General features: G+C 66.0%; 18 protein-coding genes, 1 tRNA gene and 1 riboswitch. Of the genes, 11 read left to right on the top strand and 8 right to left on the bottom strand.

All coding sequences use genetic code 11. The features are described from left to right. Positions 1-40: 40 nt before the first annotated feature. From C8N35_RS15790 to C8N35_RS15780, 3 genes are read left to right on the top strand one after another with little or no spacing between them, the layout of a single operon-like run. Positions 41-427, top strand: coding sequence for a PepSY domain-containing protein (locus tag C8N35_RS15790; RefSeq protein WP_170122122.1), 387 nt, complete (start codon positions 41-43; stop codon positions 425-427). Between the two features lie 2 nt (positions 428-429). Then, positions 430-1,104, top strand: a complete 675-nt coding sequence (locus C8N35_RS15785; RefSeq protein ID WP_107990679.1) for a response regulator transcription factor — start codon at positions 430-432, stop codon at positions 1,102-1,104. Beyond that, complete coding sequence (locus C8N35_RS15780) at positions 1,104-2,477, top strand: sensor histidine kinase (protein ID WP_107990678.1); 1,374 nt, start codon at positions 1,104-1,106, stop codon at positions 2,475-2,477. The genes C8N35_RS15785 and C8N35_RS15780 overlap by 1 nt, the downstream gene beginning before the upstream one ends. Positions 2,478-2,557: 80 nt before the next feature. Here C8N35_RS15780 and C8N35_RS15775 read toward each other — a convergent pair. After that, positions 2,558-2,633: transfer RNA gene (locus tag C8N35_RS15775), tRNA-Glu, on the bottom strand. A 302-nt stretch (positions 2,634-2,935) separates the two neighbouring features. Next, on the bottom strand, positions 2,936-3,295 hold the full coding sequence (locus C8N35_RS15770) for a hypothetical protein (protein WP_107990677.1): 360 nt from the start codon (positions 3,293-3,295) through the stop codon (positions 2,936-2,938). Here C8N35_RS15770 and C8N35_RS15765 point away from each other — a divergent pair. Together C8N35_RS15765 and rpoH are read left to right on the top strand one after the other, a co-directional pair. Then, positions 3,294-4,319: an RluA family pseudouridine synthase gene (locus C8N35_RS15765; protein ID WP_107990676.1), complete on the top strand. Its 1,026-nt coding sequence runs from the start codon at positions 3,294-3,296 to the stop codon at positions 4,317-4,319. The two genes, C8N35_RS15770 and C8N35_RS15765, sit on opposite strands and share 2 nt — an antisense overlap. Before the next feature lie 127 nt (positions 4,320-4,446). Then, entirely contained in the window at positions 4,447-5,358 is a 912-nt protein-coding gene (gene rpoH, locus C8N35_RS15760) for an RNA polymerase sigma factor RpoH (RefSeq protein ID WP_107990675.1), read from the top strand. Between the two features lie 112 nt (positions 5,359-5,470). Here rpoH and C8N35_RS15755 read toward each other — a convergent pair whose 3' ends face one another. Further along, positions 5,471-6,109: a DUF488 domain-containing protein gene (locus tag C8N35_RS15755; RefSeq protein ID WP_210203554.1), complete on the bottom strand. Its 639-nt coding sequence runs from the start codon at positions 6,107-6,109 to the stop codon at positions 5,471-5,473. Between the two features lie 93 nt (positions 6,110-6,202). Here C8N35_RS15755 and C8N35_RS15750 point away from each other — a divergent pair, with 93 nt between their 5' ends. The 5 genes from C8N35_RS15750 to C8N35_RS15730 all read left to right on the top strand — a co-directional run bounded on the left by C8N35_RS15750 (position 6,203) and on the right by C8N35_RS15730 (position 9,504). Beyond that, positions 6,203-6,799: a YiiX/YebB-like N1pC/P60 family cysteine hydrolase gene (locus C8N35_RS15750; protein ID WP_107990673.1), complete on the top strand. Its 597-nt coding sequence runs from the start codon at positions 6,203-6,205 to the stop codon at positions 6,797-6,799. Positions 6,800-7,211: 412 nt separating this feature from the next. Next, positions 7,212-7,502, top strand: a complete 291-nt coding sequence (locus C8N35_RS15745) for an ArsR/SmtB family transcription factor (RefSeq protein ID WP_107990672.1) — start codon at positions 7,212-7,214, stop codon at positions 7,500-7,502. After that, complete coding sequence (locus C8N35_RS15740) at positions 7,499-8,560, top strand: permease (protein ID WP_107990671.1); 1,062 nt, start codon at positions 7,499-7,501, stop codon at positions 8,558-8,560. Before C8N35_RS15745 ends, C8N35_RS15740 begins: the two co-directional genes overlap by 4 nt. Before the next feature lie 14 nt (positions 8,561-8,574). Next, positions 8,575-8,811: a thioredoxin family protein gene (locus tag C8N35_RS15735; protein WP_107990670.1), complete on the top strand. Its 237-nt coding sequence runs from the start codon at positions 8,575-8,577 to the stop codon at positions 8,809-8,811. 153 nt (positions 8,812-8,964) lie between these two features. Beyond that, positions 8,965-9,504: an isochorismatase family protein gene (locus tag C8N35_RS15730; RefSeq protein ID WP_107990669.1), complete on the top strand. Its 540-nt coding sequence runs from the start codon at positions 8,965-8,967 to the stop codon at positions 9,502-9,504. 18 nt (positions 9,505-9,522) lie between these two features. Here C8N35_RS15730 and C8N35_RS15725 read toward each other — a convergent pair whose 3' ends face one another. Together C8N35_RS15725 and C8N35_RS15720 are read right to left on the bottom strand one after the other, a co-directional pair. Then, the gene (locus C8N35_RS15725; RefSeq protein ID WP_245926817.1) at positions 9,523-10,056 is read right to left on the bottom strand and encodes a GNAT family N-acetyltransferase; all 534 of its coding nucleotides are present in this window, start codon (positions 10,054-10,056) and stop codon (positions 9,523-9,525) included. A 1-nt stretch (position 10,057) separates the two neighbouring features. Continuing rightward, positions 10,058-10,333 carry a YjhX family toxin gene (locus C8N35_RS15720; protein ID WP_107990667.1) on the bottom strand — a complete coding sequence of 92 codons (276 nt, stop codon included), beginning with the start codon at positions 10,331-10,333 and terminating at the stop codon, positions 10,058-10,060. A gap of 295 nt (positions 10,334-10,628) precedes the next feature. On the opposite strand from C8N35_RS15720, the gene C8N35_RS15715 reads away from it, so the two are divergent. Next, positions 10,629-12,839: a CHASE2 domain-containing protein gene (locus C8N35_RS15715; protein WP_107990666.1), complete on the top strand. Its 2,211-nt coding sequence runs from the start codon at positions 10,629-10,631 to the stop codon at positions 12,837-12,839. 289 nt (positions 12,840-13,128) lie between these two features. On the opposite strand, the gene C8N35_RS15710 is transcribed toward C8N35_RS15715, so the two are convergent. The 3 genes from C8N35_RS15710 to C8N35_RS15695 form a co-directional block, all read right to left on the bottom strand. Further along, positions 13,129-14,073 carry an ABC transporter substrate-binding protein gene (locus tag C8N35_RS15710; RefSeq protein WP_211200041.1) on the bottom strand — a complete coding sequence of 315 codons (945 nt, stop codon included), beginning with the start codon at positions 14,071-14,073 and terminating at the stop codon, positions 13,129-13,131. A gap of 54 nt (positions 14,074-14,127) precedes the next feature. Next, complete coding sequence (locus tag C8N35_RS15705) at positions 14,128-14,886, bottom strand: ABC transporter permease (protein ID WP_107990664.1); 759 nt, start codon at positions 14,884-14,886, stop codon at positions 14,128-14,130. 362 nt (positions 14,887-15,248) lie between these two features. Next, positions 15,249-15,384: riboswitch (TPP riboswitch) on the bottom strand. Positions 15,385-15,500: 116 nt separating this feature from the next. Further along, positions 15,501-16,412, bottom strand: coding sequence for a DMT family transporter (locus tag C8N35_RS15695; RefSeq protein ID WP_107990662.1), 912 nt, complete (start codon positions 16,410-16,412; stop codon positions 15,501-15,503). Positions 16,413-16,649 lie beyond the last annotated feature (237 nt).

Raw genomic sequence — 16,649 nt, 5'->3', positions numbered from 1 at the left:
TTGTCAGGTATTTGTCATGCGCCAGGAGCGACAACAGGCCATGTACACACGCGCGATTCCCCTCTTGCTGTCCTTACCCCGGCGCCGACTTGCGGTCGTCGCGGCGGCGCTCGCGGTTACAACCGCGCTGACGCTCGCCGCCGCCCATGCGGACACCGACCATGACGGCAGCGGACACAAGAATCGCACGGAGCACGAGCTCACCTCGCAGGACCGGGCCATCCGCCTGCGCGAAAGCGGGGCGATCCTGCCGCTTGTCGACATCATCCGGCTCTCCGGCGTGGAACGCGCCGGCAAGGTCATCGGTGTGGAACTGGAGACAGAAGACGGCCACCCGGTCTACGAGCTCAAGGTGCTGACCGAGGAAGGCCGCGTGCGCGAATACCACATCGACCCGTCGAACGGGCGCATTCTGGAGGTAGACTGACGATGCGCATCCTGCTGGTGGAAGACGACCGCCGCATCGCGACAGATATCGAGGATATCCTCAAGGAAGCAGGCTTCACGGTCGAACACGCGGCCGACGGCAACGAAGCCTGGTTCCTTGGGGATACGGAGGAGTATGCCGGCGTGGTGCTCGACCTCGGCCTTCCCGGACTCGACGGGCTTACCATCCTGAAGCGCTGGCGGGCCAACGGGCGCAGCTTTCCCATCCTTGTTCTCACCGCGCGCGGCGCCTGGATGGAGCGGGTGGAAGGCATCGAGGCCGGGGCCGACGACTATCTCGCCAAACCCTTCCAGATGGAGGAGCTGCTGGCCCGGCTGCGCGCCATCATCCGCCGTGCCGCCGGGCACGCCACCGCAAACCTGTACCTTGGCGATCTCGTGCTTGACCCCAAGCACAAGCAGGTGTCGCTGAAGGGCCGCGCGCTGAACCTGCCGCCGCAGGAATACCGCCTGCTTGCCTATTTCATGCACCACCAGGACCGGGTCGTAACCCATACCGAGCTGATCGAGCATCTTTACGGGCCCGACGCCGACTGCGACGAGAACACCATCGCGGTGATGATCGGCCGGCTGCGACGCAAGATCGGCGCCGACCGCATCCGCACCCGGCGCGGCTTCGGCTACATTGCCGAGACCCCGGCAAGGCAGACACACTGATGCGGGCGCTGCCGGGGCCTTCGTCGCTGCGCGCGCGGCTTCTCGTCTTTTCCGCCGTCATCGTCGTCGCCGCCCTGGCGCTGTCCGCCTTTGGCCTCATCGCCATTTTCACCCGCCAGTACGAAACGCGCATCGACGCCGAGCTCGACACCTTCATCACCCAGCTCGTCGCCGCCGTGTCGATCGATGCGCAAGGCACCGTCGAGCTTGACCGCGATCTCGCCGACCCGCGATTTTCCCAACCGCTTTCAGGCCTTTACTGGAGCATAACCGCGACGGGAAGCGGCCAGGTCCTGCGCTCGCGCTCGCTTTGGGACGCGACACTTCCCCTGCCGAGCGACGAACTCTCCACCGGTGCCCCGCATCGTCACGAGATCGTCGGGCCGGGACGCGAAAAGCTGATCGTGCGCGAACGGCTGGTGACCCATCCCGCGCCTTCGGGCGCGATCGGGCTGCGTGTCGCGGTCGCCATCGATGCCGGCGAGATCGCCGAGGCGCGGCGCGACTACACGCTCGCCATCCTGCCCTCGCTCGCCCTGCTGGCATTGGCGCTGATCGCGGCGGCCGCGATCCAGACCTATGTCGGCCTGCGCCCGCTACGCCGGCTGGAACGCGACGTCGCGAAAATCCGCGACGGCCGCGCGCAGACGCTGCCCGGCAACCAGCCCGACGAGGTGATGCCGCTGATCGATGCCGTCAACGACCTTTTGGGCGATCAGGAAAAGGCCATTTCCCACGCCCGCGCCCGCGCCGCCGATCTCGCCCACGGCCTGAAGACGCCGCTCACCGTTCTCGCCTCCCTCGCCGCGCGGCTCCGGCGCGAGGGAGCGGAGGCAGCCGCCGGCGATATCGAGACGGTGGCCTCGGACATGCGCCGCCAGATCGAGCATCAGCTCGTCCTCGCCCGCATCCGCACCCGCGCGCACGGCCGCTCCGCCGCGCGCACCGAACTCAGACCCCAGATCGACCGGCTGGTGCGCACGCTGAAGCAGACGCCGGACGGCGAAGCGCTCGACTGGCAGATCGCAGTGAAGCCCGGCGCGACGCTCGCCATCGACGTGGCCGATCTTCTGGAGCTTCTCGGCAATCTTCTCGACAACGCGGTGAAATGGGCCACCCACCGGATTGAGATCAGCATGCCGGAGGCGGACGGACTGAACGTTCTGGAGATCGCCGATGACGGACCGGGCATGAGCGAGGAGGACCTGACCCATGCCTTCCGACGTGGCGTGCGGCTCGACGAGCACCGCCCGGGCCACGGCTTCGGTCTGGCCATCGTGGAGGAGATCTGCGAGGCCAACGGCATCGCCGTCACGCTGCGCCGGCGCGGCGAGGGCGGACTGGCGGTGCGGCTGGAGCAGGCGCGCGGTTGAAGCGGCGTGAACGCACCAGTGCCGCGAAAGCACCAATGGCGTCGACCGGGCAACAACCATCATACGGGGGGAAGAAGAAGTGGTACTCCCAAGGGGAATCGAACCCCTGTTTCTGCCGTGAGAGGGCAGCGTCCTAGACCGCTAGACGATGGGAGCAGCGGTGTCGCGCGATTTCCTTGCGCGATGGGAGGCGGATATAACCTGTGGGGATCAGCATTGCAAGAGGGGGAAACCGGTTCAATCGCTTTCTTTGTCGCTATCCCCAGGCTGGTTGAAGAAGGGGCCGGAAACCCTGCTTTCTCCGTCATCATTCCCCGGCGAAGTTCGGGGGATCCATCGCCGCTCCGTCCCGGACAAGATCGCCACTGACGTGACACGGCGCGAACGGGTCCCTCTCTCCCATGGGGAGAGGACCTGGGTGAGGGGTATCGCCCCCTCGTGGAGACGGAGAATGCACCCTAGCGCGGAACGAAATCCGTGCGGCCCAGCAGCTTGCCCGTCGTGGCATCGAATTGCAGCAAGGCGCGGGCGGTGCCCTCTTCCACCAGCATGAACAGGCGCGCGCCGTCGACCTGGGTGGAAAGCACGCGCGCATCCGGACCAACGGAAATCGTCGCCGCCATCTGGGCGCCGGAAACGGCGCTCGCGCTGTCGCTGCGCGCGTTCACCTTGTAGATGATCGCGGAAAACACCGCGACAAGCCCCGCCACCATGATAAGGGAGGAGAATAAGACGAGTCGCTTCAACTTGGCCTGCAGCCGTTCGGCGGCCGGGTCGAGCGGCTTTTCTTTTTCGTCGTCAAAGGCAGGATCGGACATGGCGGACGGGCCCAGCGAAGAACGGGTGAATATGGAACTGACGGTCGAAGCAGGCGATGCCGGCGAGCGGCTGGATGCCTGGCTTGCGAAAAGCGCCGGCACCTTTTCCCGCAACCGCTACAAGGACCTGATCAAGCAGGGCCAGGTCACGGTCGGCGGGCGGACCATAGTCGAGCCCAAGTACCGGGTCAACGAAGGCGAAACCGTGCGCCTCAGCGAGCCGGAACCCGAAGACGCGACGCCGCAGCCCGAAGACATTCCGCTCTCCGTCGTCTACGAGGACGACGACCTGATCGTCATCGACAAGCCGGCCGGCCTCGTGGTGCATCCCGGCGCCGGCAACTGGACGGGAACGCTTGTCAACGCGCTGCTGTTTCATTGCGGCGACAGCCTGTCCGGCATCGGCGGCGTGCGCCGGCCGGGCATCGTCCACCGCATCGACAAGGACACCTCCGGTCTGCTGGTGGTGGCGAAATCCGACGTGGCCCACCAGGGGCTTTCCGCACAGTTCGCCGATCATGGCCGCACCAGCGCGCTGGAGCGTGCCTACAGCGCGCTGGTGTGGGGCGCGCCTCCAGGCCTGAAGGGCACCGTCGACGCGCCGCTCGCCCGCTCCACCAACAACCGGCTGAAGATCGCGGTCGTGCGGCCTGAATCCCACGGCGCGCGCCACGCCGTCACGCACTGGCAGCTGAAGAAGCGCTACGGCTCCAGGGACGGGGATTCCCTCGCCTCGCTGATCGAGTGCCGTCTGGAGACCGGCCGCACCCACCAGATCCGCGTCCACATGGCCCATATCGGCCATCCGCTGGTGGGAGATGCCGATTACGGCGCCCATTTCCGCACCAAGGTGAACCGGCTGCCGGAAGGATTGCGCGAACAGGTGGCGGGCTTCGGCCGCCAGGCGCTGCATGCGGGACTTCTGGCCTTCGAACATCCGGTTACCGGTGAGGTCATGCGCTTTGAAAGCCCGCTTCCGCCCGATTTGGCGGAACTCGTTGAGAGTTACGAAACTTTAAGCTGACTGAGCCGTGTTTTCGTCGCAATAGTCCCTATATTACATAGGGCGGACGCGCCCTTGTGGGCGTCCGAACAAGAGATCTTGCCCGAAATTGGGGAGATCCGTGTCACGATGAAGGAGGGTGCATTTAATGGCCCAGGCAACGGTACCGGCGATTTCAGCCGGCGAGAATGGACTTTCTCGTTACCTTACCGAAATCCGGCGGTTTCCCATGCTGGAACCGCAGGAAGAATACATGCTGGCCAAGCGCTATCAGGATTACGAGGATCCCGAGGCCGCGCACAGGCTCGTCACATCCCACCTGAGGCTCGTCGCCAAGATCGCAATGGGCTATCGCGGCTATGGCCTGCCCATCGGCGAGGTGATTTCGGAGGGCAATGTCGGCCTGATGCAGGCCGTCAAGCGCTTCGAGCCGGACAAGGGCTTCCGGCTGGCCACCTATGCCATGTGGTGGATCAAGGCCTCCATTCAGGAATATATCCTTCGCTCGTGGTCGCTCGTGAAAATGGGCACGACCGCGAACCAGAAGCGGCTGTTCTTCAACCTGCGCAAGGTGAAGGGACAGATTCAGGCACTGGACGAAGGCGACCTGAAGCCGGAGGACGTCACCACCATCGCCACCCGGCTCGGCGTGTCCGAGGCCGAGGTGATCTCGATGAACCGCCGGCTGTCCGGCGACACCTCGCTCAACGCCCAGATCCGCAATGACGGTGATGGCGGCGGCGAGTGGCAGGACTGGCTGGTGGACAACAGCGACAGCCAGGAAACGGTGCTCGCCGAACAGGAAGAGTTCGACCATCGCCGCTCCATGCTGAAGCGCTCGCTCGATGTGCTGAACGACCGCGAACGCCGCATCTTCGAAGCGCGCCGCCTGTCGGAAGACCCGATCACTCTGGAAGACCTTTCCGGCGAATTCGGCGTCTCGCGCGAGCGCGTGCGCCAGATCGAGGTTCGCGCCTTCGAGAAAGTGCAGAGCGAGATGAAGAAGCTCGTCGCGCTGGACGCGCAATCCCTCGTGACGACCGAGGCCGTCCCGGCCTGAGGGCCGGGGCGCGTAAAGACATGACGACATCCGGCCCCGTGAGAGCGGGAGCCGCGCGAAAAGGGACGGCACATGGTGCCGTCCCTTTTCGTTTTGAATATCCCTCCCCGGCTCAGCGCGTGCGGGCGTGCCGACCGCCGGCGAGGCGGTGCCGGTAGGCCCGTGCCAGCCGCTCCGGGCCGCTCGCCAGGAAATCACTCTGGCCGGGATCGTCCCCCGCCATTTCCAGAAGATCCGCCTCGATCTCCTCATGCGTGCGGATGCGCCCGTCCGCCAGGATATGGCCGATCCTGACACCCCGTTCCTTCAGCGCGCGCGAAACCAGCAGGCAGCGATGACAATCGAGCGGATCGCGTTCGGCGCACATCAACGCGATGCGATAGCGCTTCGCCCCCGCCATCACCCGGTCGAGCCCGGCGGCGAACTCCGCGGTTCGCGCGACCTTCTCGTAATCGGCCCGCCCCTGCCGGTGGAGCGCGGGATCGGACGGCCGTCCGCCGAGCTCGGCGCCCAGATGCACATAGGCGATGGCGTGGGGGCTGAGCGCCTCCGCCAGCGCCTCGCGGTTGAAGCGGGCCATGTGGCGCGAATAGGGGATGGAGCGCACGTCGGCCAGCGCCGTCACGCCCGCCCCGCGCAAAAGGGCGATGAACGTCTCCAGCGTATGCGTCGAGTGGCCGATCGTGAGGATATCCGCGTCCCGGTTTTCCATCGTCTCACCTGGTGCGGGCGCCACACCTTGTGCGGGCATTGCCCCCTGCGCGCTATTGCCCGTTGAACGTCTTCGTACGTCCATGATAGCGGCCATTGAAGGCAATCGCGTACGAGGAAAGGCCCCGAATCGATGCGTACAGGCGACCTGATCTTCTCCGCGATCGGACACGAGGACAACGCCATCTCGGCCGTCACCGTGGGCTATCGCGGCGCCCGGCTCAATCACATGGGTGTCGTCGCCATCGCCTCGTTCGGCGATTTCGTGCTGGAGGCCTTCTATCCGGAGGTCAAGCTCACGCCGTTCGAGAACTTCGCGCGTCGCTCTCGCGATGACGCGGGCCGCGAAAGGCTGATGGTCGGGCGCCTTGACGAGAGCCACACCGCCCTCATAGAGCCTGCCCTGAACTATGGCCTGGCGCTGTGCGAGATGCCCTATGACGAGCTCTACCTGACCGGCAACGGCGCGCTCTATTGCTCCGAGCTGGTGGTCAACATGTTTCGCCACGCCAATGGCGGCGCGCCCTTTTTCATCGAGGAGCCGATGAGCTTCCGCGATATCGAGACCGGAAAACCGCATCCCACCTGGATCGAGTATTACGCCTGTTTCGGAATGGACGTACCGGAAGGCGCGCCGGGATCGAACCCCGGGGCCATCAGCCGCGACGACCGGCTGGAGATCTACGACATCACCGGCCCCATCCCCGGACTGGAACAGGAACTGCTGTAGAGGGCACGGGCAAGCTCGCGCGGGCAGCGCCGGCCCGGCCTGCGCACGGGCGAGGACCCGCCCGGCGAATTGGCCCCCTCTCCCATGGGGAGAGGGCTGGGGTGAGGGGTGTAGGGCTCTGCGTACCCATGAAAACCCCATACCCCTCACCCGCCGCGTCGCGGCGACCTCTCCCCATGGGAGAGGTTATTGGTGCAAGCGGAAGGTTCCGCCCCCGATCCGTATGCACCACCGCTCCCTCTGCCCGAACCCGGTTCCCGCCAGCTCCCTCGCAACCTGCCCGCTCCCGCCGCCCCTCCCCTCCCTCTCTGCCCGCTATCGCCCGCGCCGCCGGCCCCATTGATCATTGTCAGTGACAGCGAGCCTCTTTCATGCGCTAATACGCATATGCTGATTCAAGCGAGCACAAGCCATGGTCCTCTCCGTTCTGTCCGCCCTTGCCGAACCCACACGCCTTGAAGCGATACGTCTTCTCAAGGATGGCACGGAGCATTGCGTGTGCGAGCTGATGCAGAAGCTCGACGCCACGCAGAGCCGCATGTCCCGTCACATGCAGGTTCTCAAGCGGGCGGGGCTCGTCTGCGACCGACGCGATGCGCAATGGGTCCGCTACCGGCTGAACCCGGACCTTCAACCCGAAATCAGGGCGATCCTGGATGCGGTGTTCGACGCCGCGCAAGCACAGGAAAGGAAGGCGGCATGAGTACGGAGACCACCAGCCCCGTCAGGGGCCCCCGTCCGGACTGGTACTGGCACGCGGGTGTCGTCGGCGCGCTCGTCGTCTGGTGGCTGGTCTACAGCCAGCTGATACCCGTCGCCGAATGGCTGACGGCGCTGTTGCCGGTCGAGCGGCACAGCCACACCGGCGAGGCCTTCGCCTTCTTCTTCTACGACGTGCCCAAGGTCATGATGCTGCTGACGCTCATCGTCTTCGCCATGGGCGTGGTAAGGTCCTTCTTCAGCCCGGAAAAGACCCGCGCGCTGCTTTCCGGCCGGGCCGAGGGCGTGGGCAACGCGATGGCGGCCTGCCTCGGCGTGCTGACACCGTTCTGCTCGTGCTCGGCCGTACCGCTGTTCATCGGCTTCGTCTCCGCCGGCATCCCTCTCGGCGTCACCTTCTCCTTCCTGATCGCCGCGCCGATGGTCAACGAGGTGGCGCTGGTGCTGCTCTTCGGCCTCGTCGGCTGGAAGGTCGCGGTGACCTATCTCGCCTTCGGCCTCGCCATCGCCATCGTCGCCGGTTTCATCATCGGCAAGCTCCATCTGGAAGGCTGGCTGCAGGACTGGGTGCGCGACATCCATTCCGGCGCCACCGCCCCCCAGGAGATGGAGGGCGAGAGCCTGACCATGGTGGAGCGCTACCGGCTGGGCCTAGAGGCCGTGCGCGAGATCTTCGCCCGGGTGTGGATCTGGATCATCCTCGGCATCGGCGTCGGCGCGCTGATCCACGGCTATGTGCCTGAGGATCTGATGGCCTCCATCATGGGCGCGGATGCCTGGTGGTCGGTGCCCGCCGCCGTCGTCCTCGGCATTCCCATGTACACCAACGCCGCCGGCGTCATCCCCATCGTCGAGGCGCTTCTGGGCAAGGGCGCGGCACTCGGCACAGTGCTCGCCTTCATGATGAGCGTGATCGCGCTGAGCTTGCCGGAAATGATCATCCTCCGCCAGGTCCTGACGCTACGCCTGATCGGCGTCTTCATCGCCGTCGTGGGCACCGGCATCCTCGCCGTCGGCTTTTTGTTCAACCTGATCTTCTGATGAAAGGAACTGCCATGAAAACCGTCAAGGTCTACGGCCCCGGCTGCAAGCGCTGCGAAACCACCGAGAAGATGGTCCGCGATGCGGCCGAAAAGCTCGGCATGGAAATCGAGGTGGAAAAGGTAAGCGATCCGAAATCGATCGCCATGGCCGGTGTCATGTCGACGCCGGGTATCGCGGTCGACGGCAAGCTCGTCCACGCAGGCGGTCTGCCGGATGCGGGCAAGCTCGAGGGCTGGCTCAAGGGTTGAGACGCGGAAAGGACCCGGGGAAAGACACAGGGCGCCCCAAGCGGGCAGTCTTGCTCTCCCTCTCCCGCCGCGAGTAAGAAGGGGCCGACGGGTCAGTTTCGCGGCGCGTCTCCCGGGCCGGGACATGGCCCCAAGAATGAGGCATTCGCGACCATGACATCGGCCCTTGTCATCATTGACATGCAGATGGAGATGCAGGCGCGTCTCGACGCCGGGCGTGACCATGTCGGTTCGCACGCCCCGGCGAATATCGCGGCACTTGCCGCCGCCTTCCGCGCGGCCGCAAGACCGGTCGTCCACATCCGGCACCGCGACGACGATCCGGCCTCGCCGCTCCACCCGGAGGCACGGGGCTACCCCGCGATGCCCTGCGCTCAGGCGGACGCGGGCGAGCCGGTCTTCGTCAAGACGACGTCCTCCGGCTTCGCCTCCACCGATCTCGAGGCGTATCTGCGCACGCACGGCATCACGCACCTCTTCGTCACCGGCGCGGTCGCGGGCTTTTGCGTCAACTCCACGATCCGCGCCGCGGCCGACCTCGGTTTCCGGGCTAGCATCGTTCGCGATGCCGTTATCGGCTTCGACCTGCCGAAGGCCGGGCTTTCAGCCCGCACCATCTTCGATGTGACCATCGCCCAGCTGGACGGCGAGTTCGCCGAGGTCGTCGATACCGCCAGCGTCCTCGCCGCCTGAGGCCTGAGCCCGCCGGCGCTACTCCTTCTGATCGAGCCCGAAGGCCGGATGGTGGATGAGCTCACCCATCGGCTCGCGTGTGCCGAACGGCAGGCCCATGACGTTTTCCGCCGGCACGCCGGCAACCGTCAGCCCGGCGAAGCTGCGAAAGCCGAAGCGGCCGTAATAGTCGGGATAGCCGACCAGCACGAAGCCCAGGCTTTGCCCACCGGCCTCCCCGGTTTTCAGCTCTTCGATCGCCGCCTTCATCAGCGCGGAGCCGATGCCCCGGCCCTGCCACGCGGGCAGGACCGCGAGCGGGCCGACCAGGAACCACCCGGCCTCCTCCCCCACGCGGGCCTCGGAAATGGCGATGTGGCCGACGATCCGGCCCTCCTCCTCCGCCACCAGCGACAGCGCCAGCGCACCGGCGGCGCGCATGCCGATGACGATATCGGCCTCCCGCCCGGTGGAATGCTGGGCGCTGAGGAAGGCCTCAGCGATGAGGCGCGATATGGCGGGACAATCCCGCGCGGTTTCCTTGCGGATCTGCATGTCAGTTCCCCTGCCCATGTCAGGCTCCCTTGTTGTCGAATTGCGCGCGCACCGCCCGGCGGCCGCGATAGGTGATGATGTAAGGCTTGCCGCCTTCAGAGCGGATCAACCGCTTGCGACGCAGCGACTGGAACACCTGCAAGGTGCAATCGGACAGAACCTGACCCTCGCGGGTCACGCAGATGACCTCGTTGACCTTTCGGCCCCCGCCTTCGCCCATGTCTCGCTTGTGGTGGATACGGCCGCCCAGGGCCAGCACGTGCAACGCACGTTGCTCGTAACGGGAGATATTCATGGAAGTCTCGTGTGATGGACGCAAACATACCCGCGCCGGCCGCAACGCTGACCAGCGGGTCTATCGGTTTACGAGGCTCTCCGTCACGCGGAGAGCCTGATCACACAAGCTCTGACATCCAGTCTCCATAAAGGTGCCGCTTCGGGCACGCGAGCAAGATAGGCATCCCCGCCCGCCCGCGCAACGCCTGCCCCCACCCCTGCGACGAACTTGCCCGCGTCTCCCCCCTCGCCTACCGTGACCGGATCGCCGGCGTATCCCGCGCACCGGCCCGCCGTTCATCCGGATCGCTCGCATGGCCGCCCGACGTCCGAACCGCAACAAGACCGTCCTCGTCGTCATCGCCGGCGTCGTGATGCTCGCCATCACGGTTGGCCTGCGGCTTGCCGATCCGCCCTTTGTGGCGGCGGTGCGCGAGCTCACCTTCGACTATTACCAGCGCCTGTGGCCGCGCGAATACCAGGCGCTGCCGGTGCGCATCGTCGATATCGACGATGCCTCCCTGAAGGAATTCGGGCAGTGGCCCTGGCCACGCACGCGGATCGCGAAGCTCGTGGACAGGCTCACCGAGCTGGGCGCGGCTTCCATCGCCTTCGACATGGTCTTTTCGGAGGCCGACCGCACCTCGCCCGCCCGTTTCGCCGAAAGTATCGATCTCGGCGGCACCCCGGATGCCGCGCGCGTACGCGCGCTTCTCTCGCGCCTGCCTGACAACGACACCACCCTCGCCGAAACGCTGGTGGACAAGCCCGTCATCCTCGGCTTCGCCGCACTGACCAACAAGAGCGGCGGCCTCCCTCAGCCAAAAGCCGGCGTGGCCTTCGCCGGCACCGACCCCACGCAAATCCTTTCCCCCTTCGCCTCCGCCCTCACCAGCTTGCCGAAATTGCAGGAGGGAGCATCCGGCGCCGGCGGCATCTCGCTTTCGCATGCCGATACCGGCGGTGTGGTGCGCCGCATTCCGCTGCTCTTCTCAAGCGGCAAGGCCCTCTACCCGAGCCTCGCGATCGAGGCGCTGAGGCTCGCGCAGGGGGCGAGCGGCTTCCTGGTGCGCTCCACGGGGGCCAGCGGAGAGGCCGATACCGGACGCCCGGCAATCGCGGCCGTGCGCGTCGGCGCCTTCACCATTCCCACCACCGCCGACGGGGAATTATGGGTCTACTACACGCCCGCGCGGGCCGAGCGCTACGTCTCCCTGCGCGACCTGTTCGATCCACAAAGGCAAGCGGCGGTCCGCGACCGGCTGGAAGGCAACATCGTCTTCGTCGGCACCTCCGCCGTCGGCCTCAACGATATCCGCGCCACGCCGCTGGGCGGTCTGGTTCCCGGCGTCTCGGTCCATGCCCAGGCGGCCGAACAGATCATCGCCGGCACCTATCTCAGCCGTCCCGACTGGGCCGACGGGCTGGAAAACCTGATCACGGTTGCGCTCGGGCTGCTCGTCATCGCCGCGCTGGTGGCGACGGGTCCGGTGCCGTCTGCCGTCATTGGCGCCGTGCTGGCTCTATCGGGTGTGGCGGTCGCCGTCTTCGCCTTCCGCGAGGCGTCGCTGCTGATCGATCCGATCTACCCGTCGCTCTCCGCGCTTGTCGTCTATGGCGGCGCGGCACTTCAGCAATACATCGTCTCCGACCGCGAAAAACGCTTCGTGCGCCGCGCCTTCGCGCAATACCTGGCGCCGGAACTGCTGTCCAAGCTGGAGGAACAGCCCGATGCGATGAAGCTCGGCGGCGAGATGAGGGCGCTCTCCATCATGTTCATGGACGTGCGCGGTTTCACGCCGATCTCGGAGATGCTCGCGCCGCAGGATCTCGTCCACTTCCTCAACACGCTCCTGTCGCCGCTCTCCGACGCCATCCAGCTTCAGGCCGGCACCATCGACAAGTATATCGGCGACAGCATCATGGCGTTCTGGAACGCGCCGCTGGAAACCCCGGATCACGCCGCGCTCGCCTGCCGCGCCGCCCTGAGGATGCGCGAGATCGTGGTGGAACTGAACGCGGCCGATGCCTTCGGCTTCAAGGCCGGCCACAAGCCGATTCAGGAGGTTCAGATCGGCGTCGGCATCAACACCGGGCCGGCTTGCGTCGGCAACATGGGATCGGACAGGCGCTTCAACTATTCGGTCGTCGGAGATGCGGTGAACGTGGCGGCGCGCATCGAATCGAGCTGCAAGGCCGTGGGCTCGGAGCTTCTGGTATCCGAAGATACGGTCAGGGCAGCTCCGGGTTTCGCGTATCTGGAGGCCGGCGAGATCCCGCTCAAGGGCAAGTCCCAGCCCGTCGCCCTTTTCGCGCTCGCCGGCGACCAGGCGCTGGCCGCGACACCGGAATTCGCGGCTTTGAAGACGCAGCACGAGAGACTGATCGCCGCCTGGCACGCGGGCGACGGATGGAAGGCCGACATGGCGCTGACCGCCTGCCGAAAGGCCGCCCCGGATCATCTCGCCACCTTCTACGACCGCTTCGCCGACCGCGTGGCAACGATACGGGGCGGAAAGACGTAGCGCTGCGTCCGGAACAGAACGCGAGCGCGGGAACCTGTGGGGGCTCCTCCGTCATCAAGCCGGTTGTCCCGAATGCGGAAGCGGGCCCCGCTCCCTCATCCCTCATCGAGCCTGTCTCCGCAATTGCGGAAGCGGGCCCCGATCCCTCACCCGTCATCACCCGGCGAAGTCCGGGTGATCCAGCGCTTTCCCCATACGCCGAGGCCGCTGGATTGCCCGGACTTACGCCGGGCAATGACGGTGGAGAGAGGGCGGCCTGACGCCTTCGAAGCGCGCCGCCAATCGGCCCCTACCTGAGCTCCACCGCGATATCCTCGACCTTCGGGGCCTTTTCGATCAGCCCGGCCTTTTCCATGAAGGCGCCGAACCGTTCATAGCGGCCGGCATCGAGCGCGGCCGGGCGCTTGGCGAAGCGCGGCACGGAATCGTACCAGGACTTCTTCGTCAGATCGTCGTCGATGTCGGAATGGTTCTTCACGAAGAGCTTCAGCCCCTCTTCCGGGTGGTTGGTCAGGAACACCGTCGCCGCCTCCACCGCGCGCAGGAAACGCGGCAGGCGGTCGTCGTCGAGCTTGTCCTTGTTGGCGATGTAGATCAGCTCGTCATAGGCCGGCACGCCGTGCTCTTCCGGGTAGATCGCGAAGCCCGGGTTGCCTTCCGCCTCCAGCTGATTGAGCTCGATGTTGCGATAGGCGCCGACGACCGCATCCACCTGACCGGAAAGCAGCGCCGGGGTCAGCGCGAAGTTGACGTTGATCATCTCCACGTCCTTTTCCGACAGGCCCACGGTGCCGAGCATGGTCGACAGGATGGCGTCCTCGAAGCCGGAGATCGAGAAGCCGACCTTCTTTCCCTTCAGGTCCGCGAGTGACTTGATCGACCCGCTTTTGAGCGCGATCACCGTGTTGAGCGGGGTGGAGATCAGCGTGCCGATGCGCACGACCGGCAACCCCGCCTGCGCCTGCTCGTAGAGCGTCGGCTGGTAGGAAACGGCGATGTCGCCCTGGCCGGCGGCCACCAGCCGCGGCGGAGCCGACGGGTCGGCCGGCGTCACCAGTTCCACGTCCAGCCCCTCGGCCTCGAAATATCCGCCCTCCTTGGCCACCACCAGCGGGCCATGGTCGGCATTGACGTACCAGTCGAGCAGCACGGTCAGCTTGTCGGCGGCCTGTGCCGGGCCTGAGGCAAAACCAATGGCGACGGCGAAGGCCAGCGCGGCGAAAATCGCTTTCATCGATTGCAGCATGGGGGAAGTCTCCTCTCTCTTGGTGTCTCTGTATCGGGCCTCTCAGGCCTGTTCGGATTGCCAGGGCGTCATCGCGCGGGTGGCCTTGTCGACGGTTGCGCGAAGCAGAAGCGCCATGGCGGCGAGCAGCACGAGTGCGGCGAACACCACGTCGGCCTGCGCGCGCGCGTTCGCCTGCAGCATGACGAAGCCTAACCCTTGCGATGAGCCGACCCACTCCCCCACGATCGCCCCGATGGGGGCGAAGACGGCGGCGACGCGCAAGCCCGAGCCGAGTGCCGGCAATGCGGCGGGCACGCGGATCAGCATCAAGGTCTGCCAGGGCGTGGCGCGCACGAGCTTTGCGTAGTCGAGAAGGTCGGGATCGGTGCGGCGCAGCCCGTCGTAAAAGGCGGAAGTGACGGGAAAGAAGATGATCAGGCTCGCCATCACGATCTTGGAGGAAAGCCCGAAGCCGAACCACAGCACCAAAAGCGGCGCGATGGCGAAGACCGGCAGCGCCTGGCTGACCACCACGACCGGCAGCAGGTAGCGCCGTGCCAGCGGCAGCACGGAAAGCGTCAGTGCCAGCACGACCCCCGAAACCACCCCGAAGACGAGCCCCAGCACGGTCTCATACGCCGTGATGCCCGCCTGGGTGAGCAGGAAGTCCGCACGTGCAACCAGCACCTGCGCCACCCTGGAGGGCGGCGGCAGCATGTAGGAGGGCAGCTTCAGGCCGCGTACGGCCAGCTCCCACGCCCCCAGCAGCAGGATAGCGGTCACCAGCCCGCGCACGATACGCCGTTGGAATTCAGACATGATCTTCCTTGGGCCGGAGGGCCTCAAGCGGTTGGGATGCGCCCCGCGCGGGAAATGACCGGGCCGGGACAATGGCAAACCGGTGCGCACGCCGCACGGGTGGCCCGTTGCGGATCGACGCTCTGCGATTAATCAGGAAATCGGAAAGGCGCCCATGCGCATCACTGGGCGCCGCACTCGGCCGCAGCCGCCCCGCCCACGGCCCCCCTGCGCACGACCGCCGCCGGGCGGCATCTTCGCGTCAAGGGCAATACCGGCGTGCGGTATTCGTGAAAATCGGTTGCCGCGCTCGTGCGGGCCTTGCAGATGAAACATGGGATCTCCCCGTCCTTGACACCAAAGACCATGGAGACCCGGGAAAATAGGGCTCAGGTTTCCGTCCCTTCGCCGGCATGACCCGGATCAGGTTCGAAGGGTTCGGCCCCTGCCCCGTCGCCCATGCGGCGGACCGGGACTGGCCATCTCAGTTCGCGTTCGCGAACACCCCTCGGAAGTGGTGCCAGTGTGGGGCGGTTCGAACGGCAATGCAAGGGGGGGCGTCGCGAGCCAGATGCGATCATCGCTGGGGCGATGCGATGCGATGAGCGCGGTGCAAGCGGCCCATCCCTACCGCTCTAGCGGCTGAAGCGCTGCGCCAGAACAATCCCGGAGAGAATCAGCGCGTAACCGATGGCGTGGTAGGCCCGGAACGCCTCGCCCAGGAAGACGATCGCCAGCAGCGAGGCGACGACCGGGATCAGGTGGAAGAACGGCCCGGCCCGGTTGGGGCCGATCAGCTCCACACCGCGGTTGAAGCAGATATAGGCGAGGATGGTCGCGATCAGGATCACGTAGATCAGCGACAGGATCGTCTGCGTGTCGGCCTGCATGACGAAGCCGGAAGCGAATTCCATCGCGGTCGCCGGCATCAGCATCAGCCCGCCAAGGCCGATGGTGATGACCAGGAACGACATCGGGTGGATCGGCGGCCGCTTGCGCAGCACCGAGGCATAGAGCGCGTAGCAGGCCATGGCCGCGATCAGGAACAGATCGCCCGGATTGACGGTCAGTTCCCTCAGCCGCGACGGGTCGCCGTCGGTGATGATGGCGAGAACGCCGATGCTCGAGAGCAGGATGCCGCCGATCTGGCCCCAGGTCAGGCGGTCGCCAAAGAGGAGGAGCGACCACAACGCGATCCAGAACGGGGCGGTCGACTGCATCAGCGCGCCGTTGATGGCCTGCGTGTATTGAAGGCCCACATAGGCCAGCGAATTGTAGAGCGTGATGCCGAAGAAGGAGAGCAGCAGCAAAATCGGCAAGTGCCGCCGGATGACCGGCAAATCCTGCCGGACCTTCGGCCAGAAGATCAGCGCCAGGATGACGAAAGCGCCGATCCAGCGGGTCTGGGCGAGCGCCAGAGGGGGAATGTGGCCCGCCGCGACGCGGCCGATGACGATGTTGCCGCCCCAGGCGGTCGCCGTGGTGGACAGCAGGATGTAGGGCTGGGAATAGAGCCAGGAGCCGAGGCGTGCGGCGGATGTCGTCATGGAACTGGAACCCTCCCTCGCGCGCCGGATTCATGCGTGTGGGAAACGCCCTCACTCAAATCGGCACTTCATTGCCGAGTATCGGTTCATGCTGGTCGTGTAAAGCCGCGCGCGGGCGGGATCGGTACGGTTCGCGGTGCCGTAACGACAATGCAGGGGCTGACCGCAGAGCTTGGCGCAAGACTTGGCTGCCGCTGTGTGGTTCGAAGTCCTGTTTCGCCGTTCGATCTTTCCAGC

Origin of the sequence: Breoghania corrubedonensis (assembly GCF_003053845.1) — a bacterium.
GTDB classification, from domain to species: Bacteria; Pseudomonadota; Alphaproteobacteria; order Rhizobiales; family Stappiaceae; genus Breoghania; species Breoghania corrubedonensis.
This window is presented reverse-complemented; position numbering and strand designations above follow the sequence as displayed.